This window comes from Enterobacter sp. BIDMC 27, assembly GCF_000534415.1.
Classification (GTDB): domain Bacteria; phylum Pseudomonadota; class Gammaproteobacteria; order Enterobacterales; family Enterobacteriaceae; genus Enterobacter; species Enterobacter hormaechei_C.
In genome coordinates, this window is the sequence record NZ_KI973178.1 from 4,691,703 (window position 1) to 4,717,764 (window position 26,062).

General features: G+C 57.6%; 29 protein-coding genes. 16 read left to right on the forward strand and 13 right to left on the reverse strand.

Annotated elements, in window-relative coordinates:
* The first annotated feature begins 2 nt into the window (after positions 1 to 2).
* The 4 genes from rsmE to ruvX all read left to right on the forward strand — a co-directional run bounded on the left by rsmE (position 3) and on the right by ruvX (position 2,764).
* The gene (rsmE, locus tag L463_RS00765; RefSeq protein ID WP_017382923.1) at positions 3 to 734 is read left to right on the forward strand and encodes a 16S rRNA (uracil(1498)-N(3))-methyltransferase; all 732 of its coding nucleotides are present in this window, start codon (positions 3 to 5) and stop codon (positions 732 to 734) included.
* A gap of 31 nt (positions 735 to 765) precedes the next feature.
* Positions 766 to 1,713 (forward strand): glutathione synthase, encoded by a 948-nt coding sequence (gshB, locus tag L463_RS00760; RefSeq protein WP_023295410.1) that lies wholly within the window; start codon positions 766 to 768, stop codon positions 1,711 to 1,713.
* A gap of 74 nt (positions 1,714 to 1,787) precedes the next feature.
* Positions 1,788 to 2,348 (forward strand): YqgE/AlgH family protein, encoded by a 561-nt coding sequence (locus L463_RS00755; RefSeq protein WP_006811924.1) that lies wholly within the window; start codon positions 1,788 to 1,790, stop codon positions 2,346 to 2,348.
* Positions 2,348 to 2,764, forward strand: a complete 417-nt coding sequence (gene ruvX / locus L463_RS00750) for a Holliday junction resolvase RuvX (RefSeq protein WP_006811925.1) — start codon at positions 2,348 to 2,350, stop codon at positions 2,762 to 2,764. Before L463_RS00755 ends, ruvX begins: the two co-directional genes overlap by 1 nt.
* Before the next feature lie 9 nt (positions 2,765 to 2,773).
* Here the strand turns inward: ruvX and L463_RS00745 are convergent, their stop codons facing one another.
* On the reverse strand, positions 2,774 to 3,754 hold the full coding sequence (locus L463_RS00745; RefSeq protein ID WP_023295411.1) for a type IV pilus twitching motility protein PilT: 981 nt from the start codon (positions 3,752 to 3,754) through the stop codon (positions 2,774 to 2,776).
* 17 nt (positions 3,755 to 3,771) lie between these two features.
* On the opposite strand from L463_RS00745, the gene L463_RS00740 reads away from it, so the two are divergent.
* Genes L463_RS00740 through L463_RS00715 form a run of 6 tightly spaced genes read left to right on the forward strand, consistent with a single transcriptional unit; the run spans position 3,772 to position 7,511 of the window.
* Positions 3,772 to 4,473 carry a YggS family pyridoxal phosphate-dependent enzyme gene (locus tag L463_RS00740; protein ID WP_015571837.1) on the forward strand — a complete coding sequence of 234 codons (702 nt, stop codon included), beginning with the start codon at positions 3,772 to 3,774 and terminating at the stop codon, positions 4,471 to 4,473.
* A gap of 21 nt (positions 4,474 to 4,494) precedes the next feature.
* A complete protein-coding gene (locus L463_RS00735) occupies positions 4,495 to 5,061 on the forward strand; it encodes a YggT family protein (protein WP_015571838.1) in 567 nt (188 codons plus the stop codon).
* Entirely contained in the window at positions 5,058 to 5,354 is a 297-nt protein-coding gene (gene yggU, locus L463_RS00730) for a DUF167 family protein YggU (protein ID WP_003860023.1), read from the forward strand. Before L463_RS00735 ends, yggU begins: the two co-directional genes overlap by 4 nt.
* A 3-nt stretch (positions 5,355 to 5,357) precedes the next feature.
* Positions 5,358 to 5,951, forward strand: a complete 594-nt coding sequence (locus tag L463_RS00725; RefSeq protein WP_023295413.1) for an XTP/dITP diphosphatase — start codon at positions 5,358 to 5,360, stop codon at positions 5,949 to 5,951.
* The gene (hemW, locus tag L463_RS00720; RefSeq protein ID WP_017382926.1) at positions 5,944 to 7,092 is read left to right on the forward strand and encodes a radical SAM family heme chaperone HemW; all 1,149 of its coding nucleotides are present in this window, start codon (positions 5,944 to 5,946) and stop codon (positions 7,090 to 7,092) included. Before L463_RS00725 ends, hemW begins: the two co-directional genes overlap by 8 nt.
* A gap of 56 nt (positions 7,093 to 7,148) precedes the next feature.
* On the forward strand, positions 7,149 to 7,511 hold the full coding sequence (locus tag L463_RS00715) for an endonuclease domain-containing protein (RefSeq protein ID WP_023295414.1): 363 nt from the start codon (positions 7,149 to 7,151) through the stop codon (positions 7,509 to 7,511).
* A 159-nt stretch (positions 7,512 to 7,670) separates the two neighbouring features.
* Here L463_RS00715 and L463_RS00710 read toward each other — a convergent pair whose 3' ends face one another.
* From L463_RS00710 to trmB, 3 genes are read right to left on the reverse strand one after another with little or no spacing between them, the layout of a single operon-like run.
* On the reverse strand, positions 7,671 to 8,387 hold the full coding sequence (locus tag L463_RS00710; RefSeq protein ID WP_015571842.1) for a YggN family protein: 717 nt from the start codon (positions 8,385 to 8,387) through the stop codon (positions 7,671 to 7,673).
* A gap of 57 nt (positions 8,388 to 8,444) precedes the next feature.
* Positions 8,445 to 8,771: a YggL family protein gene (locus tag L463_RS00705; RefSeq protein WP_003862421.1), complete on the reverse strand. Its 327-nt coding sequence runs from the start codon at positions 8,769 to 8,771 to the stop codon at positions 8,445 to 8,447.
* The gene (gene trmB / locus L463_RS00700; protein WP_015571843.1) at positions 8,771 to 9,490 is read right to left on the reverse strand and encodes a tRNA (guanosine(46)-N7)-methyltransferase TrmB; all 720 of its coding nucleotides are present in this window, start codon (positions 9,488 to 9,490) and stop codon (positions 8,771 to 8,773) included. The genes L463_RS00705 and trmB overlap by 1 nt, the downstream gene beginning before the upstream one ends.
* A gap of 144 nt (positions 9,491 to 9,634) precedes the next feature.
* Here trmB and mutY point away from each other — a divergent pair, with 144 nt between their 5' ends.
* The 4 genes from mutY to L463_RS00680 all read left to right on the forward strand — a co-directional run bounded on the left by mutY (position 9,635) and on the right by L463_RS00680 (position 13,727).
* Complete coding sequence (gene mutY, locus L463_RS00695) at positions 9,635 to 10,687, forward strand: A/G-specific adenine glycosylase (RefSeq protein WP_169802915.1); 1,053 nt, start codon at positions 9,635 to 9,637, stop codon at positions 10,685 to 10,687.
* A 26-nt stretch (positions 10,688 to 10,713) separates the two neighbouring features.
* On the forward strand, positions 10,714 to 10,986 hold the full coding sequence (locus L463_RS00690) for an oxidative damage protection protein (RefSeq protein ID WP_003862425.1): 273 nt from the start codon (positions 10,714 to 10,716) through the stop codon (positions 10,984 to 10,986).
* A gap of 124 nt (positions 10,987 to 11,110) precedes the next feature.
* Positions 11,111 to 12,187, forward strand: coding sequence for a membrane-bound lytic murein transglycosylase MltC (gene mltC / locus L463_RS00685; RefSeq protein ID WP_017382930.1), 1,077 nt, complete (start codon positions 11,111 to 11,113; stop codon positions 12,185 to 12,187).
* A gap of 283 nt (positions 12,188 to 12,470) precedes the next feature.
* A complete protein-coding gene (locus L463_RS00680; RefSeq protein WP_015571846.1) occupies positions 12,471 to 13,727 on the forward strand; it encodes a nucleoside permease in 1,257 nt (418 codons plus the stop codon).
* A gap of 79 nt (positions 13,728 to 13,806) precedes the next feature.
* On the opposite strand, the gene citG is transcribed toward L463_RS00680, so the two are convergent.
* Genes citG through L463_RS00640 form a run of 8 tightly spaced genes read right to left on the reverse strand, consistent with a single transcriptional unit; the run spans position 13,807 to position 21,118 of the window.
* Positions 13,807 to 14,610: a triphosphoribosyl-dephospho-CoA synthase CitG gene (gene citG, locus L463_RS00675; RefSeq protein WP_017382931.1), complete on the reverse strand. Its 804-nt coding sequence runs from the start codon at positions 14,608 to 14,610 to the stop codon at positions 13,807 to 13,809.
* Positions 14,588 to 15,127, reverse strand: a complete 540-nt coding sequence (gene citX / locus L463_RS00670; RefSeq protein ID WP_022651835.1) for a citrate lyase holo-[acyl-carrier protein] synthase — start codon at positions 15,125 to 15,127, stop codon at positions 14,588 to 14,590. The genes citG and citX overlap by 23 nt, the downstream gene beginning before the upstream one ends.
* Positions 15,124 to 16,647 (reverse strand): citrate lyase subunit alpha, encoded by a 1,524-nt coding sequence (gene citF / locus L463_RS00665; RefSeq protein WP_023295416.1) that lies wholly within the window; start codon positions 16,645 to 16,647, stop codon positions 15,124 to 15,126. Before citF ends, citX begins: the two co-directional genes overlap by 4 nt.
* 10 nt (positions 16,648 to 16,657) lie before the next feature.
* Positions 16,658 to 17,533 (reverse strand): citrate (pro-3S)-lyase subunit beta, encoded by an 876-nt coding sequence (gene citE, locus L463_RS00660; RefSeq protein WP_023295417.1) that lies wholly within the window; start codon positions 17,531 to 17,533, stop codon positions 16,658 to 16,660.
* Positions 17,530 to 17,823, reverse strand: coding sequence for a citrate lyase acyl carrier protein (gene citD / locus L463_RS00655; RefSeq protein WP_023295418.1), 294 nt, complete (start codon positions 17,821 to 17,823; stop codon positions 17,530 to 17,532). The genes citE and citD overlap by 4 nt, the downstream gene beginning before the upstream one ends.
* Positions 17,824 to 17,839: 16 nt before the next feature.
* Complete coding sequence (gene citC, locus L463_RS00650) at positions 17,840 to 18,862, reverse strand: [citrate (pro-3S)-lyase] ligase (protein ID WP_023295419.1); 1,023 nt, start codon at positions 18,860 to 18,862, stop codon at positions 17,840 to 17,842.
* Between the two features lie 13 nt (positions 18,863 to 18,875).
* Entirely contained in the window at positions 18,876 to 19,739 is an 864-nt protein-coding gene (locus tag L463_RS00645; protein WP_015571851.1) for a fumarylacetoacetate hydrolase family protein, read from the reverse strand.
* Between the two features lie 17 nt (positions 19,740 to 19,756).
* The gene (locus L463_RS00640; RefSeq protein WP_015571852.1) at positions 19,757 to 21,118 is read right to left on the reverse strand and encodes a 2-hydroxycarboxylate transporter family protein; all 1,362 of its coding nucleotides are present in this window, start codon (positions 21,116 to 21,118) and stop codon (positions 19,757 to 19,759) included.
* Between the two features lie 345 nt (positions 21,119 to 21,463).
* Between L463_RS00640 and L463_RS00635 the strand changes: the two genes are divergently transcribed.
* Complete coding sequence (locus L463_RS00635; protein ID WP_017382937.1) at positions 21,464 to 23,101, forward strand: ATP-binding protein; 1,638 nt, start codon at positions 21,464 to 21,466, stop codon at positions 23,099 to 23,101.
* The gene (locus tag L463_RS00630; RefSeq protein ID WP_015571854.1) at positions 23,091 to 23,783 is read left to right on the forward strand and encodes a response regulator; all 693 of its coding nucleotides are present in this window, start codon (positions 23,091 to 23,093) and stop codon (positions 23,781 to 23,783) included. The genes L463_RS00635 and L463_RS00630 overlap by 11 nt, the downstream gene beginning before the upstream one ends.
* A gap of 76 nt (positions 23,784 to 23,859) precedes the next feature.
* Here the strand turns inward: L463_RS00630 and L463_RS00625 are convergent, their stop codons facing one another.
* Positions 23,860 to 25,998, reverse strand: a complete 2,139-nt coding sequence (locus L463_RS00625; RefSeq protein ID WP_032103880.1) for an ornithine decarboxylase — start codon at positions 25,996 to 25,998, stop codon at positions 23,860 to 23,862.
* Positions 25,999 to 26,062: the final 64 nt, after the last annotated feature.

Here is a 26,062-nt window from a genome sequence, read left to right on the forward strand (position 1 = left end):
CTATGCGCATCCCTCGCATCTATCACCCTGAACTGATTACCCCAGGCGGCGAAATCGCCCTGTCTGATGATGCCGCAAACCATGTAGGTCGCGTGCTGCGCATGGGGGCAGGCCAGGCGATTCAGCTCTTTGACGGCTCTAATCAGGTTTTCGACGCTGAAATTACGCGCGCCGATAAAAAAAGCGTGCACGTGAAGGTGCTGCGTGGCGACGTGGACGACCGGGAATCCCCGCTGCACATTCACCTGGGCCAGGTGATGTCGCGTGGGGAAAAGATGGAGTTCACCATTCAGAAATCCATTGAACTGGGTGTAAGCCTCATTACGCCACTTTTTTCTGAGCGCTGCGGCGTTAAACTGGATGCGGAACGTCTGAACAAAAAGATCCAGCAGTGGCAAAAAATTGCCATTGCGGCCTGCGAACAGAGCGGCCGCAACCGTATCCCTGAGATCCGCCCGGCGATGGATCTGGAGGACTGGTGTGCAGAAGAGGAAAGCGGGCTTAAGCTCAATCTTCATCCGCGCGCCAGCGCCAGCATCAATACGCTGCCGCTGCCCGTTGAGCGTGTACGCCTGCTGATTGGCCCGGAAGGCGGCCTGTCGGCTGACGAAATTGCCATGACGGCGCGTTACCAGTTTACTGATATTCTGTTGGGACCTCGCGTTCTGCGCACTGAGACAACGGCACTCACCGCCATTACCGCGCTACAGGTGCGATTTGGCGATCTGGGTTGAAGCAAAGCCTGACCCATAACCGGAGAAGAAGATGATTAAGCTCGGCATCGTGATGGACCCCATCGCAAACATTAACATCAAGAAAGACTCCAGCTTCGCTATGCTGCTGGAAGCGCAGCGTCGCGGCTATGAACTCCACTATATGGAGATGAACGATCTTTACCTGATCAACGGTGAAGCCCGCGCACGCACCCGCATCGTTAACGTCGAGCAGAACTACGAAAAATGGTACGAATTCGGTACCGAGCAGGATATTGCCCTGGCCGACCTTAACGTGATCCTGATGCGTAAAGATCCGCCGTTCGACACCGAATACATTTACGCCACCTATATCCTTGAGCGTGCCGAAGAGAAAGGAACGCTAATCGTCAACAAGCCGCAGAGCCTGCGCGACTGCAACGAGAAGCTCTATACCGCATGGTTCTCTGACCTGACGCCGGAAACGCTCGTCACCCGCAGCAAAACGCAGCTGAAAGCATTCTGGCAGAAGCACGGCGACATCATCATGAAGCCGCTGGACGGCATGGGTGGCGCGTCGATCTTCCGCGTGAAAGAGGGCGATCCGAACATTGGCGTGATTGCCGAAACGCTGACCGAGCTGGGAACCCGCTACTGCATGGCGCAGAACTATCTGCCGGCCATTAAAGACGGCGACAAGCGTGTGCTGGTCGTAGACGGCGAGCCGGTGCCTTACTGCCTGGCGCGTATCCCGCAGGGAGGGGAAACCCGTGGCAACCTGGCGGCTGGCGGCCGTGGCGAACCGCGTCCGTTAAGCGAAAGCGACTGGGAAATTGCCCGCCGCGTCGGCCCTACGCTGAAAGCCAAAGGCCTGATCTTCGTCGGCCTCGATATCATCGGCGATCGCCTGACCGAAGTGAACGTCACCAGCCCGACCTGCATTCGTGAAATCGAAGCGGAATTCCCGATCTCGATCACCGGAATGCTGATGGACGCTATCGAAAAACGTTTACAGAAATAACCTGTGACAGCGCCTGTGTTTATCCCCATACTGGGCGCTGTCGCTTTTTAAACCAGGAAACAGTACCTCTGACAATGAATTTACAGCATCACTTTCTTATTGCCATGCCTGCTCTCCAGGATCCGATTTTCCGCCGCTCCGTGGTCTATATTTGCGAATACAACGAAGACGGCGCGATGGGGATTATCATCAATAAGCCGCTGGAAAACCTCCAGGTGGAAGGCATTCTGGACAAGTTGAAAATCCCTGCTGAAGCGCGGCTGCCGGAAATCCGTCTCGATAAACCGGTGATGCTCGGCGGCCCGCTTGCAGAAGATCGTGGCTTTATCCTGCATACCCCGCCGGTTTTCTCGTCCAGCATTCGTATCTCCGATAACACCGTCGTCACCACCTCTCGCGACGTGCTTGAAACGTTGGGCACTGCCAGTCAGCCTTCTGAGGTGCTGGTTGCGCTCGGCTACGCCTCCTGGGAAAAAGGGCAGCTGGAACAAGAAATTCTGGACAACGCCTGGCTGACAGCCCCTGCGGATATGAATATCCTGTTTAAAACCCCTATCGCCGATCGCTGGCGTGACGCGGCAAAACTGATTGGCATTGATATTCTGACCATGCCTGGCGTTGCGGGGCACGCGTAATGAGCGGCACCCTTCTCGCCTTCGACTTCGGCACCAAAAGCATCGGCGTCGCTGTGGGTCAACGGATCACCGGCACCGCCCGCCCGCTCACGGCGCTGAAAGCTAACGACGGCACGCCGGACTGGAACCTTATTGAGCGCTTGCTCAAAGAGTGGCAGCCGGACGACGTGATTGTCGGCCTGCCGCTAAACATGGACGGCACCGAGCAACCGCTTACCGCCCGCGCGCGCAAGTTCGCGAACAAAATCCATGGCCGCTTTGGCGTCTCCGTTAAGCTGCACGATGAACGTTTGAGCACCGTCGAGGCACGCGCTGGCCTGTTCGAGCACGGTGGCTTCCGGGCGTTGAACAAAGGCAGCGTGGATTCAGCTTCAGCCGTCATTATTCTCGAAAGCTATTTCGAACAGGGTTACTGAGCGCCGGGGCTACAGCCGCCCCTGCGCCCGTCGCTCCGCCAGACTCTGCTCAAAGTTCTGCATTCCCGCCTGCTGCCCCGTTTGAATAATGCCCGGCAGTTGCCAGGTTTTGCCTTCGCGGATCAGGTTTGCCGCCGCCGAGGTATTCACCAGTAGCTCATACAGCGCCACGCGCCCGCCCTGGACATCCTGACGTAGCTTCTGCGCCAGGACCGCACGCAGGCTTCCCGCCAGCTGATTACGCACCGGATCTTTCTCCTGCGCTGGAAAGGTGTCGACCAGGCGCTCGATCGCCTGCGCCGCGCCGCGCGTATGCAGCGTGGCTAACACCAGATGGCCGGTTTCCGCCGCCGTCAGCGCCAGGCGTATCGTCTCGCTGTCGCGCAGCTCACCAAGCAGAATCACATCCGGATCTTCACGCAGCGCGCTGCGCAGCGCCTCGGCAAAGGACGGGCTGTGCTGGCCTATCTCCCGCTGCTGGATCAGGCAACGTTCGCTCTGGAACATAAACTCCACCGGATCTTCCAGGGTCAGAATATGCCCGTCCGTCTGGTGATTGAGGAAATCGACCATCGCGGCCAGGGTGGTCGATTTCCCGCTGCCGGTGGCGCCGGTGACCAGAATCAGGCCATTGTCATTGGACAGCAGCTCCGGGATCGCTCGCGGCACACCTAACGCAGAGAGCTGCGGGCACGTCAGCGGCAACAGCCGCAGCGCAATCGAAACGCCGTGCATATGGTTAAACGCACTGCCGCGCAGCCGCTGACGGCCTGCGAGGGTAACGGCAAAATCCACCTGCCCGTTTGCCCACCATGCGCCCTGCTGTTCGTCGTTGAGCCACGCTTTTAATAACGCCTCCACATCCGGGGGCGGAAACGGCGCAGGTTCAAGACGGCCTGACCTGCGCCAGCGCGGTGGCGAATCACTGCACAGGTGTAGATCGGAGACGTTATGCTTTACACTAAGGGCCACAATTTCTTCCACATCCATAGACTACTCCTCGGAAAATGAACGACATTGCGCATAACCTGGCACAGGTCCGGGACAAAATCTCAGCCGCGGCAACGCGTTGCGGCCGTGCTCCAGAAGAAATTACGTTGCTTGCAGTCAGCAAAACTAAGCCTGCGAGCGCCATCGCAGAAGCGATAGCCGCCGGTCATCGTGCCTTTGGTGAAAACTATGTGCAGGAAGGCGTGGATAAAATTCGTGCTTTCCGGGAACGGGGAAATACAGACCTGCAATGGCACTTTATCGGTCCGCTACAGTCGAACAAAAGCCGTCTGGTAGCAGAGCACTTTGACTGGTGCCACACCATCGATCGTCTGCGCATCGCTACCCGTCTTAGCGACCAGCGCCCGGCGGAGATGCCAGCGCTTAACGTGCTGATTCAAATCAACATCAGCGATGAAAACAGCAAGTCCGGCATTACGCTGGGCGAACTGGATGCGCTGGCGGCGGACGTGGCGGCGCTGCCGCGCTTAACCCTGCGCGGGCTGATGGCTATCCCGGCGCCAGAGTCAAGTTATGAAAGGCAGTTTGCCGTGGCACAGCAAATGGCTGTAGCATTTGAGGCGCTTAAGGCGCGCTATGACACGGTAGACACGCTTTCTCTGGGCATGTCGGACGATATGGAAGCCGCCATCGCGGCAGGCAGCACCATGGTGCGCATCGGCACGGCAATTTTCGGTGCGCGCGATTACCCCCAATAATAAGGAAACCTGAGGAACGCCATGAAGACGTTGACTTTCCTGCTTTCAACGGTCATTGAACTGTATACGATGGCGCTGCTGTTGCGCGTCTGGATGCAGTGGGCCCGTTGTGATTTTTACAATCCATTCTCACAATTTATCGTGAAAATCACGCAGCCCGTTGTGGGGCCGCTTCGCCGCGTCATTCCGGCAATGGGGCCAATTGACAGTTCATCTCTGCTGATGGCGTTTATTCTGAGCGTTATCAAAGCGATCGTGCTGTTTATGGTCATCACTTTCCAGCCGATTATCTGGATTTCAGCCGTTCTGATCCTGGTTAAAACCGTCGGCTCGCTGATCTTCTGGGTCCTGCTGGTGATGGCGATCATGAGCTGGGTAAGCCGGGGCCGTAGCCCGGTGGAGTACGCGTTGATTCAGCTGACTGAACCGTTGCTGCGTCCGATTCGTAGCCTGCTGCCTGCAATGGGCGGAATCGACTTCTCCCCGATGCTTCTCGTTCTGCTGCTGTACGTGCTGAATATGGGTATCGCGGAACTGTTACAGGCGACGGGTAATATGCTGCTGCCGGGGCTGTGGATGGCGTTATGAGTGCAGTTAGCCCCTGCGCCGACGGGCTGGTTTTACGGCTGTACATTCAGCCGAAAGCCAGCCGCGACAGTATTGTTGGGCTGCATGGCGACGAGCTAAAAGTCGCCATCACTGCCCCGCCGGTTGACGGCCAGGCGAATGCGCATCTGACCAAATATCTGGCTAAACAGTTTCGCGTCGCTAAAAGCCAGGTCATCATTGAGAAAGGTGAACTTGGCCGGCATAAACAGGTAAAAATCCTTAACCCGCAATCTATCCCGACGGAAGTCGCGGCTCTGACAGAACAGGACTAAACCATGCAGAAAGTTGTTCTCGCCACCGGTAACGCCGGTAAAGTGCGCGAGCTGGCCTCGCTATTAAATGATTTTGGGCTGGACGTGGTCGCTCAGACCGAGCTGGGCGTGGACTCCGCCGAAGAGACCGGCCTGACGTTTATCGAAAACGCCATTCTGAAAGCGCGCCATGCGGCGCAGATCACCGGCCTGCCCGCGATTGCTGATGACTCCGGTCTGGCCGTGGATTTTCTGGGCGGTGCGCCGGGGATTTACTCCGCCCGCTATTCCGGGGTGGACGCCACCGACCAGCAGAATCTGGAAAAGCTGCTTGTGGCCCTGAAAGACGTCCCTGACGAACAGCGTACCGCGCAGTTCCACTGCGTGCTGGTCTACATGCGTCACGCGGAAGATCCCACGCCGATTGTCTGTCACGGCAGCTGGCCGGGCGTGATCACCCTTGAAGCGGCGGGCAACGGCGGCTTTGGTTACGACCCAATTTTCTTTGTCCCGACCGAGGGAAAAACCGCTGCGGAACTCACCCGCGAAGAGAAAAGCGCGATCTCCCACCGTGGACGCGCCCTGAAACTGTTACTGGAAGCACTGCGTAATGGCTAATTTGCCGCCTCTGAGTCTTTATATTCACATCCCATGGTGCGTGCAGAAATGCCCGTACTGCGATTTCAACTCGCACGCGCTGAAGGGCGAAGTGCCGCACGATGATTACGTCGCGCATCTGCTGGCCGATCTGGATGCCGATGTATCGTACGCACAGGGACGTGAAGTGAAGACCATTTTTATTGGTGGCGGTACACCGAGCCTGCTTTCAGGCCCGGCGATGCAGACGCTGCTGGATGGCGTGCGCGCACGCCTGAACCTGGCAGTGGATGCTGAAATTACGATGGAAGCCAACCCCGGTACCGTTGAGGCCGACCGTTTTGTCGAGTATCAGCGTGCGGGCGTGAACCGTATCTCTATCGGCGTGCAGAGCTTTAGCGAGCCAAAGCTGAAGCGTCTGGGGCGTATCCACGGCCCGGAAGAGGCAAAGCGCGCGGCAAACCTGGCAACGGGGCTTGGGCTGCGCAGCTTTAACCTCGACCTGATGCATGGCCTGCCGGATCAGTCGCTCGAAGAAGCGCTGGACGATTTGCGTCAGGCGATTGAACTGAATCCGCCGCATCTGTCGTGGTATCAGCTGACCATTGAGCCTAACACCCTGTTTGGTTCCCGTCCTCCGGTGCTGCCGGACGATGACGCGCTGTGGGATATCTTCGAGCAGGGCCACCAGCTTTTGACCGCGGCGGGGTATCAGCAATACGAAACGTCGGCGTATGCGAAGCCGGGCTATCAGTGTCAGCACAATCTGAACTACTGGCGTTTTGGTGATTATCTGGGAATTGGCTGCGGCGCACATGGCAAAGTGACCTTCCCGGACGGACGCATTCTGCGTACCGCCAAAACGCGTCACCCGCGCGGGTATATGGAAGGCCGCTACCTGGAGCGTCAGCACGACGTCGAGGCGGCGGATAAGCCGTTTGAGTTCTTTATGAACCGCTTCCGTCTGCTGGAAGCCGCACCGCGCGCGGAATTTACGCGTTATACCGGGCTGCCGGAGTCAGTGATTCGTCCGCAGATTGACGAGGCGCTGGCGCAGGGGTATCTGACCGAGTGTGATGAGTCCTGGCAGATCACCGAGCACGGCAAGCTGTTCTTAAACTCCCTTCTTGAGCTGTTCCTCGCTGAAAATCCTGAAGGCTGATTCAGAATTTTACATCCCGTTCTGCTGGCTGAGGGAAAGGCTGGCAGAGTGTGGGGATGGAAATTACTCGTTCTTATGCAAAACAGCTCAGACGCGAGCTGACACAGGAAGAAAGGCGGCTTTGGTATTTACTGCGCAGCCGCCGTTTCGAAAATTATAAATTTCGCCGACAGCACCCGGTAGGTCACTACATTCTGGATTTCGCCTGTTGCGCGGCTCGGCTGGCCGTTGAGCTAGATGGCGGACAACATGATGAAAAGCTGGAATACGATCGACAAAGGACATTGTGGTTAAACCATAAGGGCTGGCACGTTATTCGATTCTGGAACAACGAACTCTGGAATAACGAAGAGGCGGTGTTAGAAAGGATCCTTGAAACGCTGCAAGCGCTGCAACCCTCACCCCGGCCCTCTCCCTGAAAGGGAGAGGGGGCAAACCATCCCCTCGCCCCTTTAGGAAAAGGGTTAATGTGAGGGCGCAAACTATTCCCTCGCCCCTTTAGGGAAAGGGTTAAAGTGAGGGAGCAAACTATTCCCTCGCCCCTTTGGGGAGAGGGTTAGGGTGAGGGGCTAAGTGAATTACTTCAGCGTCCCCACCAGCGCCTTCCGGCTGTCTTCCAGCGACACCACGCGTTTACACACGTCTTTGCCGAACTGCTGGAAATCGGCTTCCTGATTCTTCCACTCGTTCTGAATCGAGGTTTGCAGTCCGCCCAGGCTACCCAGTACACCCTGCAACGGATTACCGCCACCCTTCAGCACCGCTTTGGCGCCCATCTCGTTGATGCTGTCCTGGAGAATGCCGCCCATCGCCTGGTTCACCAGCTGCTGACCGTCGGCACGCACCTGATCGATCGCCTTATAGTGGAACGTCAGGCCATCAGAGCGCGTCTCGATAATACGGTTCATCTGCTCTTTCAGCTGTTTATCCAGCTTCGTCAGGCGGGTGCGCATATTGCTGCTCTCCCCCACCTCTTTGGTGATGATTTTATCCAGCGCCACGCGGCTCTTTTCAACGCGGGTCAGCGCGCCATCGTTGATCCAGGGCAGCGCGGTACGCAACTCGGCCTGGTAGTCCATCGCCTGCTCGCGCTGGGCGGCCGTCAGGTTTTGCGGTTTGCCGTTAAAGGTCACGTTGCCATCCGGCGTAATCACCAGATTGCCATTCTCGCCCTTAACCTGCACGGTTTGCGGACTCAGCACCACGTCATCACGCGGGGTGACGCTACATTTATACTCCGCATGGGCGGTGGTTCCGATTGCCAGTAAAGCAACAGCCAGCAACGTTTTGCGCATCTTTAACACTCCCTCAGACAAAATGGGCCAGCTAATGCTGGCCCCGTTCTTGCTTTATTAGTCCCACCAAACGTCGAAAAGTTCGCTAACGCGGACATCTTCCAGTTTGTGGTCTTCAAGCCATTTGCGTACCAGCGCCTGATGCTCTTCGGTGCATTTCCCCACTTCCTGGGTGCAAATCAGACCTTCCCACGCCAGATAGCCGCTACCGTCGAAGGCCAGCTTGTTTGGCTCGATCACCTCGTTGATGAACGCATCAACGTCCTGATCGATCTGCTCAACGCTGGTGCCTTCCGGGAAGCGCCAGGCAACGGAGAAGCCCACTTCCTGGAATTCTTCGATGTGCATCTTTTTACGCAGACGACGGCTACGATTCTTTGCCATTATTTCACCCTCTCGAACATTAAGTCCCATACGCCGTGACCAAGACGATGGCCACGTTGTTCAAATTTTGTCACCGGACGTGAATCCGGACGCGGTACGTAGTCGTTGCTTTCAGACTGATTTTTATACCCGTCCAGGGACGACATCACTTCCAGCATATGTTCCGCATAAGGTTCCCAGTCGGTCGCCATGTGGAAGACGCCGCCCAGCTTAAGCTTGCTTTTCACCAGCTCGGCAAACGGTGCCTGAACGATACGGCGTTTATTATGACGCGCTTTGTGCCATGGGTCAGGGAAAAAGAGCTGAACCATGTTCAAAGAATTGTCAGGAATCATTTTGTGCAGCACTTCCACCGCGTCGTGACACATGACGCGCAGGTTCTCAACGCCCTCTTCGTGGGCCGTTGCCAGGCACGCGCCGACGCCCGGCGAGTGTACTTCGATACCGAGGAAGTTCTGCTCCGGGCGCGCTTTTGCCATGGTCACCAGCGAGGTGCCCATGCCAAAACCAATCTCCAGCGTCACTGGCGCGTCGCGGCCAAACAGGTCGGTGAAGTCGAGCGGTTGCTCGCTGAACTCAACGCCCATCACCGGCCAGTAGTTGTCCAGCGCGTGTTGCTGCCCTTTTGTCAGGCGCCCCTGACGGCGGACAAAGCTGCGAATACGGCGCAGCGGGCGACCGTTTTCATCAAATTCCGGTGAAATGACGTCGTTTTTCATAAAAGAGTTGTCTGCTTGTGAGAATGTTCGGGAAACGGGCATTATCCAAAGTTAAGGCTTCTATGCAAGCATGGGAAAGATCCGGTTTACAGCAGATTGACGCTGTGCTGCAATCTGCGTCCCTGATTAAGCGAATCGATGACCATGCAAGCCTCTCAATTTTCAGCCCAGGTGCTGGACTGGTACGACAAATACGGGCGTAAAACCCTGCCCTGGCAAATTGAAAAAACGCCGTACAAAGTATGGCTCTCCGAGGTGATGTTGCAACAAACGCAGGTCGCGACGGTCATTCCTTACTTCGAGCGTTTTATGGCGCGCTTCCCGACAATCACCGATCTGGCCAACGCGCCGCTGGACGAGGTACTGCACCTGTGGACAGGCCTCGGCTATTACGCCCGCGCGCGCAACCTGCACAAAGCCGCACAGCAGGTCGCCACCCGCCACAACGGTAAATTCCCGGAGACCTTTGACGAGGTGGCGGATTTGCCCGGCGTCGGGCGTTCAACCGCAGGCGCAATCCTCTCCCTCTCTTTAGGCAAACATTTCCCTATTCTCGACGGCAACGTCAAGCGCGTGCTCGCACGCTGCTACGCCATAGATGGCTGGCCGGGCAAGAAAGAGGTTGAGAAACGCCTGTGGGAGATCAGTGAAGCGGTCACTCCGGCGAAAGGGGTGGAGCGTTTTAACCAGGCGATGATGGATCTGGGCGCGATGGTCTGCACCCGTTCAAAACCGAAGTGCGAACTTTGCCCGGTAAACAACCTCTGCGTGGCGTATGCGAACCACACCTGGGCGCAGTATCCGGGGAAAAAACCGAAGCAGACGCTGCCTGAACGCACCGGGTACATGCTGCTGATGCAGCATGGCGACGAGGTGTTTCTCGCTCAGCGCCCGCCGAGTGGCCTGTGGGGTGGTCTATACTGCTTCCCACAGTTTGAGGATGAAGCCTCGCTTCGGGCATGGCTTGAACAGCGCGGCATTGCGGCCGATACCCTGACGCAACTCAACGCGTTCCGTCATACCTTCAGCCATTTCCATCTGGATATTGTGCCGATGTGGCTTCCCGTGTCCTCATTCACGTCGTGCATGGATGAAGGCAACGCTCTCTGGTATAACTTAGCGCAACCGCCATCAGTCGGGCTGGCGGCTCCCGTGGAGCGCCTGTTACAGCAATTACGTGTCGGTGCAATGGTTTAGCATCGGCAAGACAAAGAGGAATGAGTATGGCCAGAACCATTTTTTGTACTTTCCTACAGCGCGACGCTGAAGGCCAGGATTTCCAGCTCTACCCGGGCGACCTGGGTAAGCGCATTTACAACGAGATCTCCAAAGAAGCCTGGGGACAGTGGCAGAAGAAGCAGACCATGCTGATCAACGAGAAAAAGCTCAGCATGATGAACCCGGAACACCGCAAACTGCTGGAGCAGGAGATGGTGAACTTCCTGTTCGAGGGTAAAGACGTCCATATCGAAGGCTATACGCCACCGGAAAAATAATACTCTGCGGCTGCTGCCCGGCGGCGCTGCGCTTGCACGGGCCTACGGTTTTGTAGGCCGGGTAAGCGCAGCGCCACCCGGCAACAGCAACCCCAAAGCAAACACAACACGCACTCCCGGAATGATGAAAAAACTTTTAGCGCTAGCCCTTGTTGCGCCGTTGCTTGTGTCTTGTTCTTCCAAAAAAGGCGATGAATACAACGAAGCCTGGGTAAAGGACACCAACGGTTTTGACATTTTGATGGGGCAGTTTGCCCACAACATCGAGAACATATGGGGATTTAACGAAGTTCTTATTGCCGGACCGAAGGACTACGTTAAGTACACTGACGCCTATCAGACCCGTAGCCACATCAACTTCGATGACGGTACGATTACGGTTGAAACCATCGCAGGGACTGAACCTGCGGCGCATTTACGTCAGGCCATCATCAAAACCCTGCTGATGGGCGACGATCCGGGGTCTATCGACCTCTACTCTGATGCCGATGACATCACCATCTCCAAAGAGCCGTTTCTGTATGGCCAGGTCGTTGACCAGACCGGTCAGCCGATCCGCTGGGAAGGCCGCGCCACGAAATTTGCCGACTACCTGCTGCAAACGCGCCTGAAAAGCCGCACCAACGGCCTGAAAGTGATCTACAGCGTCACGATCAACCTGGTGCCGAACCACCTCGACAAGCGTGCGCATAAGTATCTGGGCATGGTGCGTCAGGCGTCGCGTAAGTATGGCGTGGATGAGTCGCTGATCCTGGCGATTATGCAGACCGAGTCCTCGTTCAACCCCTACGCGGTAAGCCGTTCCGACGCGCTGGGGCTGATGCAGGTTGTACAGCACAGCGCCGGTAAAGACGTGTTCCGCGCACAGGGGAAATCCGGCACACCGAGCCGCAGCTACCTGTTCGATCCGCAAAGCAACATTGATACCGGTACGGCCTATCTGGCGATGCTGAACAATGTCTACCTGGGCGGGATTGATAACCCAACCTCACGCCGCTATGCGGTGATCACCGCCTATAACGGTGGCGCGGGCAGCGTGCTGCGCGTCTTCTCAAATGACAAAGTGCAGGCCGCGAACATCATCAACAGCATGGCGCCGGGGGATGTCTACTCAACCCTCACCACCCGCCACCCGTCTGCGGAATCACGCCGCTATCTGTATAAGGTGAATACGGCGCAGAAGAACTACCGTCGCCGCTAGAAAACTACCCCTCACCCTGCCCTCTCCCAGAGGGAGAGGGTATTCAAGTTCCCTCTCCCTCTGGGAGAGGGTTAGGGTGAGGGGACATCAGACCGCACCCATCTCATCCCACCCATACGAAAATGCTATTTGCATCACAATCCAGACTGCAAATTAATGTGGATTGCATTTTTTTGCGGGAGGTAACAAAACATATCGTTGCCAACTGATAGAATTGCATCAAATAACAACCCTGAATGTTCCCAAAACAACATATCTCCCGCTCACTTGTGAGGAAAGTAACATGAACCTTAAGCTGCAGCTTAAAATCTTGTCGTTTCTGCAGTTCTGCCTGTGGGGTAGCTGGCTGACTACACTCGGCTCCTATATGTTTGTGACGCTCAAGTTCGATGGTGCGTCGATCGGTGCCGTTTACAGCTCGCTGGGTATTGCGGCTGTCTTCATGCCAACGCTGCTCGGTATCGTGGCGGATAAATGGCTAAGCGCGAAATGGCTGTATATGCTTTGCCACCTGGTGGGTGCGGGGACGCTGTTTATGGCGGCCGAAGTGACCACGCCGGGGGCGATGTTCATGGTGATCCTGCTTAACTCGCTGGCCTATATGCCAACGCTTGGCCTGATCAACACCATCTCCTACTATCGCCTGAAATCTGCCGGTCTGGATATCGTCACCGACTTCCCGCCAATCCGTATCTGGGGCACCATCGGCTTTATCATGGCGATGTGGGGCGTGAGCTTCGCGGGCTTCGAGCTGAGCCATATGCAGCTCTACATCGGCGCGGCGCTCTCCGTACTGCTGGCGCTGTTCACCCTGACACTGCCCACCATTCCGGTATCTAATCAGCAGAAAAACCAGAGCTGGAGCACCATGCTTGGCCTGGACGCCTTCGCACTGTTTAAAAACAAGCGCATGGCGATCTTCTTTATCTTCTCCATGCTGCTGGGCGCGGAACTGCAAATCACCAACATGTTCGGTAATACCTTCCTGCACAGCTTCGATAACGATCCGCTGTTTGCCGGGAGCTTTATCGTCGAACACGCGTCGGTGATGATGTCCATCTCGCAGATCTCCGAGACGCTGTTCATCCTGACTATCCCGTTCTTCCTGAGCCGCTACGGTATCAAGAACGTCATGCTGATCAGTATCGCCGCCTGGATGTTGCGCTTCGGTCTGTTCGCCTATGGCGACCCAAGCGCGTTCGGCACCGTGCTGCTGGTTCTGTCGATGATTGTTTACGGCTGTGCCTTCGACTTCTTCAACATCTCCGGCTCGGTGTTTGTGGAAAAAGAGGTGAAACCTGAAATCCGCGCCAGTGCGCAGGGCATGTTCCTGATGATGACCAACGGCTTCGGCTGTATTCTGGGCGGCGTGGTGAGCGGCAAAGTGGTTGAGATGTATACCACTAACGGCATCACCAACTGGCAACCAGTGTGGCTGATCTTCGCCGGGTACTCGCTGGTGCTGTTCTTCGCGTTCATCGCGCTGTTCAAGTACAAGCACGTGCGCGAGCCGCACGGTGCACAGCCGATCGCGCATTGATTGTTGTGCCCGGTGGCGCTGCGCTTACCGGGCCTGGAAAACCAGACCGTAGGCCGGGTAAGGCGTAGCCGCCACCCGGCTATTTTATTCCAGAAAGCACCCACCCCACCGACAGCAAATCCGCGCTGCCGCCCGGGCTCAGGTTGCGTTCAATCAATGCCTTATCCATCTTCAGCAACGCCTCGCAGTCCCAGCCGTTAGCCAGCAGTTCCCGCGCATAGCCCTGAACGTAGCGCAGCCCCTCAATGCCGCCGCGCGAAACGAGATTGCTGTCCTGATTTACCGCCATCAGGCGCAACAGCAGGCCGTGAAGCGACTGACCGTTCCACGCATCCAAAGCCTTACGCACCGTGGCAAAGCCGCTTTCTGCCTCGCCACGCGCGCCGGTTAAACCGTACAGCTGAAACTGCCGCTCCCCCGCCGTTGCCTGCCCGCTGCGCCCGGCCAGCTCCCTCGCCACCAGCCCACGACAGATGTTACTTACCTCACAACAGAGGCTATCCGCAGAGATATTTTTCACACGCCCGGCGGCGAAGCAGAGCAAACCGAGGGCAAAAATACCGCCCTTGTGGGTATTTACCCCGCCCGTGGCGGCGTACATTGCCTGCTCGCAGGCCATTCCCATTGGGCGAAGAATCCGCAACTGCCGATCGGCAGGTTTGGCCGCATGTGCTTCACCCAGTTCCGCAAACCGGGCAAACCACGGCGTAATCGCCATAATGCTGCGGACAAACAAGGCATGGTCCATATCGCGATGGGAGCCGTTATTGAGCCTGTCCACCAGCCCCGGTTTTGGCGTCAGCTCCAGCTCCTGCCACAGCGCATCTGCGGCAAGCGCAGGGAGATCAACCGGGCGCGGTTCAGTCGCGAGCAAACCAGTCATCGATCATCTTCTCCACGCGGGAAACCACCTGCTCAGCGGGGTGATTGCGCGAACGGGAACAGGCATGAGCGGGCTCGTCACAGATCAGGCAGCGTCTGAGATTCGCCCCCAGCGACTGACGCCCGACGTGGCCGTTTTCAGGGCAGATCACATCCAGATCCCACAGCCTGCCGAGTGGGTGCGTCTGCTCCAGTTCTGCACAGTGCGCCTTAATTTCCGCCGCCGGATGCGCGATGCACCACAAGGCTTCAGGTCCGGTGGGTAGCCACAGCACCTTACGGTCCAGCACCTGCCAGCGGTTTTCCCACAGCAGCTGGTCGCACATTTGCAGCGCCACGCCCATGGTGTTGCGATAGCGAAGGCTGTCTTTGATTTCCCCGGGCGTAACCAGCGTGAGGGAGATCACCGGTTGTTGATAGTGCGCAAGCATGTCAGCCTGGCGCGCTGCGCGGCGCTCTTTCGCCGCCAGCAGTTCGTCCAGGCTGACACCCGTCCGCACGGGTGTCGCAATAGTCACACTTCCTCCTTTACCTGTCGAACGGTGTCGATCACGCTGCCGTCGCGGTAGCGGATCACCCCGACGATTTTGTCGGTGAACTCAATCGGTTTCGGTACGCCTGTCAACGAAATCGCTCGCTCATACAGCGCGTTGATATCTACAACCTTCAGCCCTGCTTCCATAAGTCGTTCGCGGATCTCCGGGCGCGCCGGGTTGACCGCAATACCGTGGTCGGTGACCAGCACGTCAATGCTCTCCCCCGGCGTGAGGCGGGTGGTAACGCGCTTCACGACGGTCGGGATGCGGCTTCGCAGCAGCGGCGCGACCACAATGGTCAGGTTGGCTGCCGCCGCCACGTCGCAGTGTCCGCCGGATGCGCCACGCATCACGCCATCGGAGCCGGTGATGACATTGACGTTAAAGTCGACGTCGATTTCCAGGGCGCTGAGGATCACCACGTCGAGCTGGTCGCAGCTTGCCGCCTTGCTGCCGGGGTTGGCGTAGACGTTGGTGGAGATCTCCACGTGGTTCGGGTTGCGCGCCAGCGAGGCCGCTGCCTGGCCGTCAAAGCACTGGGTGTCGAGCAGCTTTTCGATGAGCCCCTTCTCGTGCAGATCCACCAGGCTGCCGGTGATGCCGCCAAGGGCGAAGCGCGCCTTCACGCCGCCGCGCTCCATCTTCTCTTCCATAAAACGGGTGCAGGCGGTGGCCGCTGCACCGGAGCCGGTCTGCATCGAGAAGCCTGGTTTGAAATAGCCAGAGTGTTCAATCACGTCCGCCGCATAGCGGGCGATCATCAGCTCGCGCGGGTTGCTGGTGACGCGCGCCGCGCCGACGCTGATTTTCGCCGGGTCGCCCACGCTCTCCACCTGCACGATGTAGTCCACCTGATCCTGCACCAGGCTGGCGGGCATATTGGGGAATGGCACCAGCGCTTCGGTCAGCAGCACCACCTTACGGGCAAAGTGCGCATCCACCATGGCGTAGCCCAGCGAACCGCAGCACGATTTTCCGTGCGTGCCGTTGGCGTTGCCAAACTCATCGCTGCACGGCACGCCAAGAAATGCCACGTCGATGCTCAGTTCGCCGTCCTGGAGCAGCTTCACGCGCCCGCCGTGGGAGTGAATTTGTACCGGCTCGTCCATTAGCCCGTGGGAGATGGCATCCGCCAGCCTGCCGCGCATGCCGGAGGTGTAAATCCGGGTGATGACGCCACTCTCGATATGCTCGATCAGCGCGTCATTGCAGGTCATCAGCGAGCTGGAAGCCAGGGTCAGATTTTTGAAGCCCATCCGCGCCAGCAGCGCCACGACGGTGTTGATCACCCGGTCGCCTTCGCGAAAGGCATGGTGGAAGGAGATGGTCATCCCGTCCTGCAAGCCGCTGCGCTTAACCGCCTCTTCAATAGAGGCGCAGAGCTTGCGGCTGTGCTTCGCCTCGCTGTCCGCCAGCCACGGCGTCGCGCTGTGGGCGGTATCAAAGGGTTTCAGATCCCGCAGATGGGGGAAATTTACATGGAGAAGTTCTGTCTGATTCATTATGTCATCCTTACCGACGCACGCCAGAGGCCGCCGCGCGCTCCAGCACCACCTGCGCGTGGTTAATAATCGGTGCATCCACCATTTTGCCGTTGAGCGACACCACGCCCAGGCCGTTACGCTCTCCCTCTTCTGCCGCCTCAATCACCCTTTTGGCATGATCCACCTCTTCCTGAGTCGGGGCGTAGGCGTTGTGCAGCAGGTCTATCTGGCGCGGGTTAATCAGCGATTTGCCGTTGAAGCCCATCTTGCGGATCAGGTCGACCTCGCGCAGGAACCCGGCTTCGTCGTTAACGTCGGACCACACCACGTCGAAGGCGTCGATACCGGCGGCGCGTGCGGCGTGCAGCACGGCGCAGCGGGCATAGAACAGCTCGGTGCCGTCGCCGCGCTCGGTCTGCATGTCCATCACGTAGTCAAAGGCGGCCAGCGCAATGCCGATCAGGCGCGGGGAGCTGCGGGCAATCGCCACGGCGTTGATAACGCCAATGGCCGATTCAATCGCCGCCATCACGCGGGTGGAACCCACTTCGCGCCCGCACTCCTGCTCAATGCGATCGAGGTGGCCTTCCAGCTCGTAGATGTCGTCCGGCGTGTCGGTTTTCGGCAGACGAATAACGTCCACGCCCGCGCGCACGGCGGCCTCCAGATCCAGCAGGCCAAACGGCGTGTTCAGCGGGTTAATGCGCACCACGGTTTCGATATCCTGATACATCGGATGCTGCAACGCGTGGAACACCAGCATGCGTGCGGTGTCTTTCTCGCGCAGGGCCACGGCGTCCTCAAGGTCAAACATGATGGAGTCGGGGCGGTAGATAAAGGCGGTAGAGAGCATGGCGGCATTGGCGCCTGGCAGGAACAGCATACTGCGGCGGAGTTTGCTCATTTCAGCGCCCCCCAGTTGATGACCTGTTCATCGGCGGCACGCAGAAGCGCGCTTTGCAGGCGAGCGCGGATCACACAGTCCAGCGCCCCTTTGTCTTCAATAATGATTAATCCCTGGTGCACGTTCATGGCGCGCAATGTGTCGTTGACCACCTGGCGTATTTGCTCGCCAAACTGCTTAATCACTTCACTGTGGATGACAATCTCCAGCTCACCGTGAGCGGGGGCGATTTTCACCATCAGGTCGCTGGACTCCTGCGTTCCGGCCAGCGCCTCCCTTACAATATTCATGATAAATTCCTGATAGTTATGCGACTTCCGCACTCGCACGATAATGTGCTTCGAGGTGCGCGAAGGTGGAGTCCGGGACAATCTCCCGGATCCGGGAAAACTGCTGTGTCTTGAGTAAACGGCGCACTTCCGAGGCCGAAATGGCGTTGCCGGTGGCTTTGATGCGCGGCATCTCCACCACGTCGATGTGCGAGGCCAGCAGGTCGTGCAGCGTCTGGTTGTATTGCCGCGTGATGTCGCAGAACGGCTCCGAGCCGATGAAGCGGTGCGTGATGCCCAGCGCCGGGGCGATATAGTCCCGGAAGATCAGCACGTCGATCTCGCTCCACGCCTGCTGCACTTTGCCGGTCTCCTTCAGGAAGTAGGCCGGGAAGGTGGCGCGGGAGATGATGTACTGCGAGCCTTCATGCACCACCACGTTCGGCAGATGCGCCACGCCCGCACGCACCATCTCAATGCGCGCGCTGAACGGGAAGAACGAGGCGTCTTCACGCACCACAAACAGATGCAGGGCATCGCACTGCGTCGCCGCCTGCTCCACCAGATGACGATGGCCGAGGGTGAAGGGATTGGCGTTCATCACGATCGCGCCCGTTTTTTCCCCACACCGGCGCTTCGCGCGCAGGGATCGGCAGTAGCGCGCGATCCCCTGCGGAGTGTTCTCCATTAGCACCGCGTTGTTCCCGCTCTGGGCAATCGGCCAGAAACCGCTGCGGCCAAAGCGCTCCTTATTGCACGGACGGGTGCAGAGGAAGAGGTGAAAATGGCCGCGCTCCAGCGCCGCGTTTTCCACCTCTGCCAGCAGACGCGCGCTGAGGTTTTCCCCACGAAGCTGCTCGTTGACCGCCACGCATTTGATGACGTTGGCAGCCAGCCCGGCGCAACCCACCAGCTGCGCGCCGGACCAGGCTTCGACAAACAGCGTGATGTCGTTGTCCAGGCCAAGGCCGCTGTCTGCCAGCAGGTAGCGGATCTGGCTTAAGCGTTCCGGGTGTTTCGCCACAACGGTGTGCCGAAAATCAATGGGTTGCGATTGCATGCTGCCGCCTTACTCAGTGCGCTGCCGCGAGCCCGACGGCTGGCGCTTCCACGATCACGTTGCTCAGATGACCGATATGCTCGATCTCCACCTCAATGCGATCCCCCTCCTTCATAAACAGCGGCGGGTTGCGCTTTTTACCCACGCCACCAGGCGAGCCGGTGATGATCACGTCGCCCGGGCTGAGACGGGTGAAGGTGCTGATATACTCGATCAGTTCCGCCACCTTGTGGATCATGCTGCTGGTGTTGTCCTCCTGCACCATGCGGCCGTTCAGCCAGGTGCGGATCGCCAGGCTGTGCGGGTCCGGGATCTCATCCGCCGTCGCCATCCACGGGCCGAACGCCCCGGTCTGCCGCCAGTTTTTCCCGGCGGTGAACCAGGTGTGCTGCCAGTCGCGGGCGGAGCCGTCCATGTAACAGCTGTAGCCCGCCACGTGGCGCAGGGCGTCGTCGCGGCTGATGTTCTCCCCGCCTTTGCCGATGATCACAGCCAGCTCGCCTTCGTAGTCGAACTCGCTGGAGTGGCGCGGTTTCAGCACCGGCTCGTTGTGGCCGGTCTGTGAGTCCGGGAAGCGGACAAACAGCGTCGGGGCCGGGTTGTGCTGGTCAAACTCCTTGCGCTTGTCGGCATAGTTCATGCCCACGCAGAGGATTTTTTCCGGCTGGACAATCACCGGTAAGAAGGTGATGGCGTTCAGCGGTACATCCACCGCGTCGTTCAGAAAACGGGTGGCCTGCGCCAGCCCGTTCCCCTGCAACAGCGCTTTAAGGTCGCCATAGCGGTCGCCCAGGCGGCGGCCCAAATCAATCACGCCTTCGGCCTGTACGATGCCGTAGCTGCGTTTTCCCTGGTATAAAAAGCTTGCGAGTTTCATTGTTCTTTCCTGAAAACTTAAACGAGGAAGTTGCCCAGAATCAGCAGTGAGACAGAGACGTTAATCGCGCCGCCGATACGGGTAGCAATCTGGGCGAATGGCATCAGGCTCATGCGGTTGCCTGCGGTCAGGATCGCCACGTCACCGGTGCCGCCCTGCCCGCTCTGACAGCAGGAGACGATGGCGACATCAATCGGGTGCATACCAATCTTTTTGCCAACGAAGAATCCGGTCGCCACCAGCGCGGAAACGGTGCTGACAATCACCAGCAGGTTGCTGACGGTGAACGCCGCCACCAGTTCATGCCATGGGGTAATCGCCACGCCGACAGCGAAGAGGATTGGGTAGGTCACGGAGGTCTGGAAGAATTTGTACACCACCTGGGAACCCTCCAGCAGACGCGGAGAGGCGCCGTTGCAGAGCTTCACCAGCACCGCCATAAACAACATGCCCACCGGCGCTGGCAGACCAATCAGCTTGTGACCGAGCATGCCCAGCATGTACAGCAGCACCGCCAGCAGCGCGCCCGAGGCGATGGTCGTCACGTCCGCTTTGCCGGAGAACGCAGGTTGGGAAACAGTGGCATCAGCGTTGGCGCGATTCGGCATCAGCTGGCCTTCACCGGTCAGGTGCGGGTAGCGTTTCCCGAGCTGGTTGAGGCAGCCGGAGATAATGATCGCCGTCAGGCCGCCGAGCATCACCATCGGCAGCACGCGGCCGAGCGCCACGCCCTGATCCATATGCAGCAGGGTGGCATAGCCGATAGAGAGCGGGATCGCCCCTTCCCCGACGCCGCCCGCCATGATCGGCAGAATGATAAAGAAGAAGATCTGGAACGGCTCGAGGCCCAGCGCCAGCCCAACACCCATGCCGACAATCATGCCGACGATTTCACCGCACAGCATCGGGAAGAAGATGCGCAGGAAGCCCTGGATCAGCACGGTGCGGTTCATACTCATGATGCTGCCGACGATAATGCAGCAGATATAGAGGTAGAGAATATTGGTGGATTTATAGAATTTGGTCGTGGACTCAACCACCACGTCCGGCAGCAGGCCGTAATAGACCAGCGCGGAAGGGATAAAGGTGGCGCAAATTGCCGCCGCACCGAGCTTGCCGACAATCGGCAGGCGTTTGCCGAACTCACCGCAGGCAAAGCCGAAGAAGGCCAGCGTGGCCACCATGACCACAATGTCGCTCGGCAGTTTTCCGCCCAGGCAATCAATCGCAATCAGCGCGCCCGCCAGAACGAACAGCGGCAGAGGAATAATGCCGATTTTCCAGGTATCCATAATATGCCACCAGCGCTCTTTGAGCGATGGCCGCTGAATATCAATCGGGTCGTGGGTAACAGAGAATGAATCGTCAGTTGTGCTCATAATAAGCCCCTTAGTTATTTTGTGCGTTCAGCTTAGAGTCACAAAGGCTTACTTTATGTGAGGGATGGCATATTAAAAGCGAAGTTTTAATGGACGCTATGGTTTTAATGGTTTCTTTTATTTAATGTGATTTACGCCTTATTTATTGCCGTGGTTTTTATGGTTTCTTTTCTTAACTGAACAAAGAAATAACATTTATTCATTTAACCTTAAGAGGATGAGACTTTCGGAAAAATCTTTTACAGGCTGCGCTGTGCAAGGGATCACAAGTTTTCGGCAAAGCGGGCATCCTGGCTTTAAAAGATGATATATTCAGCCGACCTGTTGATATCTCGCGTGATAGTTATGAAAGTATCGTTTCAGATCAAGCTGTTTATTTCGCTGGTCGCCTTTTTCTCAGTGCTGTTCGCATTACTGGGCGGATATTATTATGTCGATGTCGGCAGGCAGCTTTATCAGGAAATGAGCGCGCGCGCAAAAATACAGGCCGAAGAAATTGCGCTTATTCCTACCCTGCGAAAAGAAGTCGAACAAAAGGATATCCTGGGTATCCATGACTTTATGCAGAAAATAGCCGCCCGCAGCGACGCCAGTTTTATTGTGATTGGTGACAATAAGGGGCTGCATCTTTTCCACTCCGTGTTTGCCGACCGGGTAGGCAAAACGCTGGTTGGCGGAGATAACGACGAGGTATTACACGGCAAAAGCACCATCACCATCCGCAAGGGCGGGTTAGGCATTTCGCTGCGCAGCAAAGCGCCCATTTTTAATGATGCCGGGCAGGTGGTGGGGATTGTTTCGGTAGGCTATCTCACGAGCTATCTGGACACCATCACCGTCAACAAGGTGGTTAATATCCTGATTGCCGCCGTGCTGCTGCTTATCGCCCTGTTTATTTTCTCCTGGTTCTTCACCCGCAGCATCAAGAAGCAGATATTCTCTCTGGAGCCGCGCGAAATCGGCCTGCTGGTGCGCCAGCAAAAGGCGATGATGGAATCCATTTATGAAGGGGTGATTGCCATCGACGACGATCTCCGCATTGAGGTGATCAACCAGGCGGCGCGTAAATTATTAGGCTTACGCCAGCCCGCCCGCGAACTGCGGGGTCAGCTCATCAGCCAGGTGATCGCGCCCGTCCCGTTCTTCAACGCGCAAACCATGCTTGCGAAAGACACCCACGATGAGATCTGTCGCTTTAACGATCTCACAGTTATTGCCAGCCGGGTGCGGATCATGCTGGAAGATGCGTTGCAGGGCTGGGTGATCACCTTTCGCGATCGCAACGAGATCGACTCGCTCAGCGCCCAGCTCAGCCAGGTGAAGCGCTACGTTGATAACCTGCGCATCATGCGCCATGAACAGCTGAACCGCATGACTACGCTGTCCGGCCTGCTGCATATGGGCCGTTATGACGAAGCGATTCGCTACATACAGGCGCAGTCGGAACACGCTCAGGAGCTGCTGGACTTTATCTCGTCCCGCTTTAGCTCTCCGACGCTGTGTGGTTTGCTGCTTGGAAAGGCCGCCCGCGCGCGTGAAAAAGGCGTTGAGCTGAGTTTCGACCCGGCCTGCCGGGTGGATAAACCGTTCCTGCCGCTGCTCGAATCGGAACTTATCTCGATCATCGGGAACTTGCTGGATAACGCCATTGAAGCGACCCAGCGTGCACCGCTCCCGCATGCCCCGGTGGACGTGCTGATAAAGCTGAACGAGCAGGAACTGATTATTGAAGTCGCCGACCAGGGCGTCGGCATCACACCGGAGATCCGCGACCGGATCTTTGAGCGCGGCATCACCACCAAAACGCGCGGCGATCATGGTATTGGCCTGTATCTGATTGAAAGCTATGTCACACAGGCTGGCGGTGCAATTGAAGTTGCCGATAACACCCCACGCGGTGCCATTTTCTCACTGTTTATTCCCGCCACGGGAACGGCCCGGCACCCCGTACAGGAACTGGAAGATACCGACTATGCAACATGAACTTATCGACGTACTGATTGTTGAAGACGAGAACGAACTGGCGCAACTGCACGCGGAGCTTATCGGTAAACATCCGCGCCTGAGGCTGGTGGGGATTGCCGCGTCGCTGGCCGACGCGCAGGTACAACTGGAGAGCAAACAGCCGAAGCTGATGCTGCTGGATAACTACCTGCCGGACGGCAAAGGCATCACCCTTATCAGCAACCCGATGCTCACCCGCGCCAACTGCTCGGTGATTTTCATCACCGCCGCCAGCGATATGGACACCTGTAGCCAGGCAATTCGTAACGGCGCGTTCGACTACATCCTCAAGCCGGTTTCCTGGAAGCGCCTGAGCCAGTCGCTGGAACGTTTTGTGCAGTTTGCCGAACAGCAGCGCGTCTGGAAGATTGTCGACCAGCAGAACGTAGATTCACTCTATCAATTGCAGGCGAAAAACTATCGCCTGGACAACGGCAGCAAAGGGATAGAGGAGAACACGCTGGCGCGGGTGCAAATGCTGTTTAACAACAAGGCGGCGCACTGTTTTACGGTGGATGAGGTGGTGAGCGAGACGGGCCTGAGTAAAACCACCACCCGGCGCTATCTGGAACACTGCGTGGAGGTGGGTTTTCTGACAGTGGAGATGCTGTACGGGAAGATTGGGCATCCGAGAAGGATGTACCGCCGCGCAGAAGCCTGACGCAGTATTGTAGGCCCGGTAAGCTTGCGCCACCGGGCAACTCGCCGGGTGGCGCTAACGCTTACCCGGCCTACGTTCAGACATTCAATACGTATCCATACAGCCGCTTAATCCCGTCCGCATCTTTCTCGCTGTAAACGCCCTGCAACTCTGGCGAGAAACCCGGCAGCATATTAATGCCCTCTTCCAGCGCCAGGAAATAGCGCTGTACTGCTCCACCCCAGACTTCCCCGGGCACCACACACAGCACGCCCGGCGGGTATGGCAGCGCACCTTCGGCGGCAATGCGTCCTTCGGCGTCACGAATACGCACCAGTTCGACGTTCCCGCGAATATACTCCTGGTTGGCATCCTGCGGGTTCATCACCACGGCCGGCAGGCTCTCCTGACGGAACATCGCCTTCTGTAAATCCTTCACGTTAAAGCTGACGTAGAGATCGTGCATCTCCTGGCACAGCTGACGGATCGTGTAGTCGCGGTAACGCACCGGGTATTTCTGATAGATAGTCGGAAGCACATCCGCGAGCGGTGTGTCGTCTTCAATATGCTGTTCAAACTGCCCCAGCATCGCCACCAGCTGCATCAGCTTCTCCGCGCTCTCGGCTGGCGTCAGCAGGAACAGGATGGAGTTGAGATCGCACTTCTCCGGCACAATGCCGTTTTCGCGCAGGTAGTGGGCGAGAATGGTCGCCGGAATGCCGAAATCGGTATAGTGACCTGTTTCAGCATCAATGCCCGGCGTGGTCAGCAGCAGCTTGCACGGATCGACGAAATACTGTTCGTGGGCATAGCCTTCAAAACCGTGCCATTTTGCACCCGGTTCAAAACTAAAGAAGCGACGCTCGCTGGCGATGGCCTGCGTGGGGTGATCCTGCCATGGCCGCCCCGCCACCACCGGTGGGATAAACGGTTTGATCATATGACAGTTGGCGATGATGGCCTTGCGCGCTTCAATGCCCAGCTCGACGCACTCCGCCCACAGCCTGCGTCCGCTCTCGCCCTCGTGGATCTTGGCGTTCACGTCCAGCGCAGCAAACAGCGGGTAAAACGGGCTGGTGGAGGCATGCAGCATGAACGCGTTGTTCAGCCGCTTGTGCGGGCAGAAGCGCGACTGACCGCGAATATGGTTATCCTTTTTATGGATCTGCGACGTTTGCGAGAACCCGGCCTGCTGCTTGTGCACCGACTGGGTCACGAAAATTCCCGGATCGTTCTCGTTCAGTTCCAGCAGAAGCGGAGACGTTTCCGCCATCATCGGGATAAACTGCTCGTAGCCGACCCAGGCGGAGTCAAAGAGGATGTAGTCGCAAAGGTGACCGATCTTGTCGATCACCTGACGGGCGTTGTAGATCGTGCCATCGTAGGTGCCGAGCTGAATGATCGCCAGACGGAACGGGCGCGCCTCGGCGGCTTTCTGCGGCGCGACGTCACGGATCAGTTCCCGCAGCCAGGCCTCATCAAAGCAGTGCTCATCAATCCCGCCGATAAAACCAAACGGATTACGGGCTGCCTCAAGATAGACAGGCGTTGCCCCGGCCTGGATCAGCGCCCCATGATGGTTGGACTTGTGGTTGTTGCGGTCGAACAGTACCAGGTCGCCGCGGGTCAGCAGCGCGTTGGTCACCACCTTGTTGGCCGCCGACGTGCCGTTCAGCACAAAGTAGGTTTTGTCCGCGTTGAATACTTTCGCCGCGAACTTTTGCGCGTGCTTGGCGGAGCCTTCGTGGATCAGCAGATCGCCCAGCTTAACGTCGGCGTTGCACATGTCGGCGCGAAAAACGTTCTCACCGAAGAAATCATAGAACTGCCGCCCCGCCGGGTGTTTTTTGAAAAAGGCACCGTGCTGGTGACCCGGACAGGCAAAGGTGCTGTTTCCCATCGCCACATACTGGCTCAGGGTGTCAAAAAAGGGTGGCAGCAGGTTCTCTTCATACCGGCAGGCGGCAGATTCCAGTTCCAGCAATTCCTGTGCTTTACCCGAGATGATCGCCGTGACACCCTCTGGCACCTCTCCTGGCTCTGTTGAGAACAAAAATACCGGTAACTGAAAGCCCGTACGCTTCAGCAATGCGAGAATGCCGCTGTAGCTTTCAACAACCGTAATGACGACTGCCGCCACATCGGTGAAATCAGTGTTATCCAGCATAACTTTTTCGCGATGCGTAGAAACTTTGGATACCAGCTCACGGCTGACGGCAATTTTCATGGTTTTCATAGGCGCAAATACCCTCACCGAACGGCGAGACAGGAAGGAGAAAATTCGCGCAATCATGTCACCT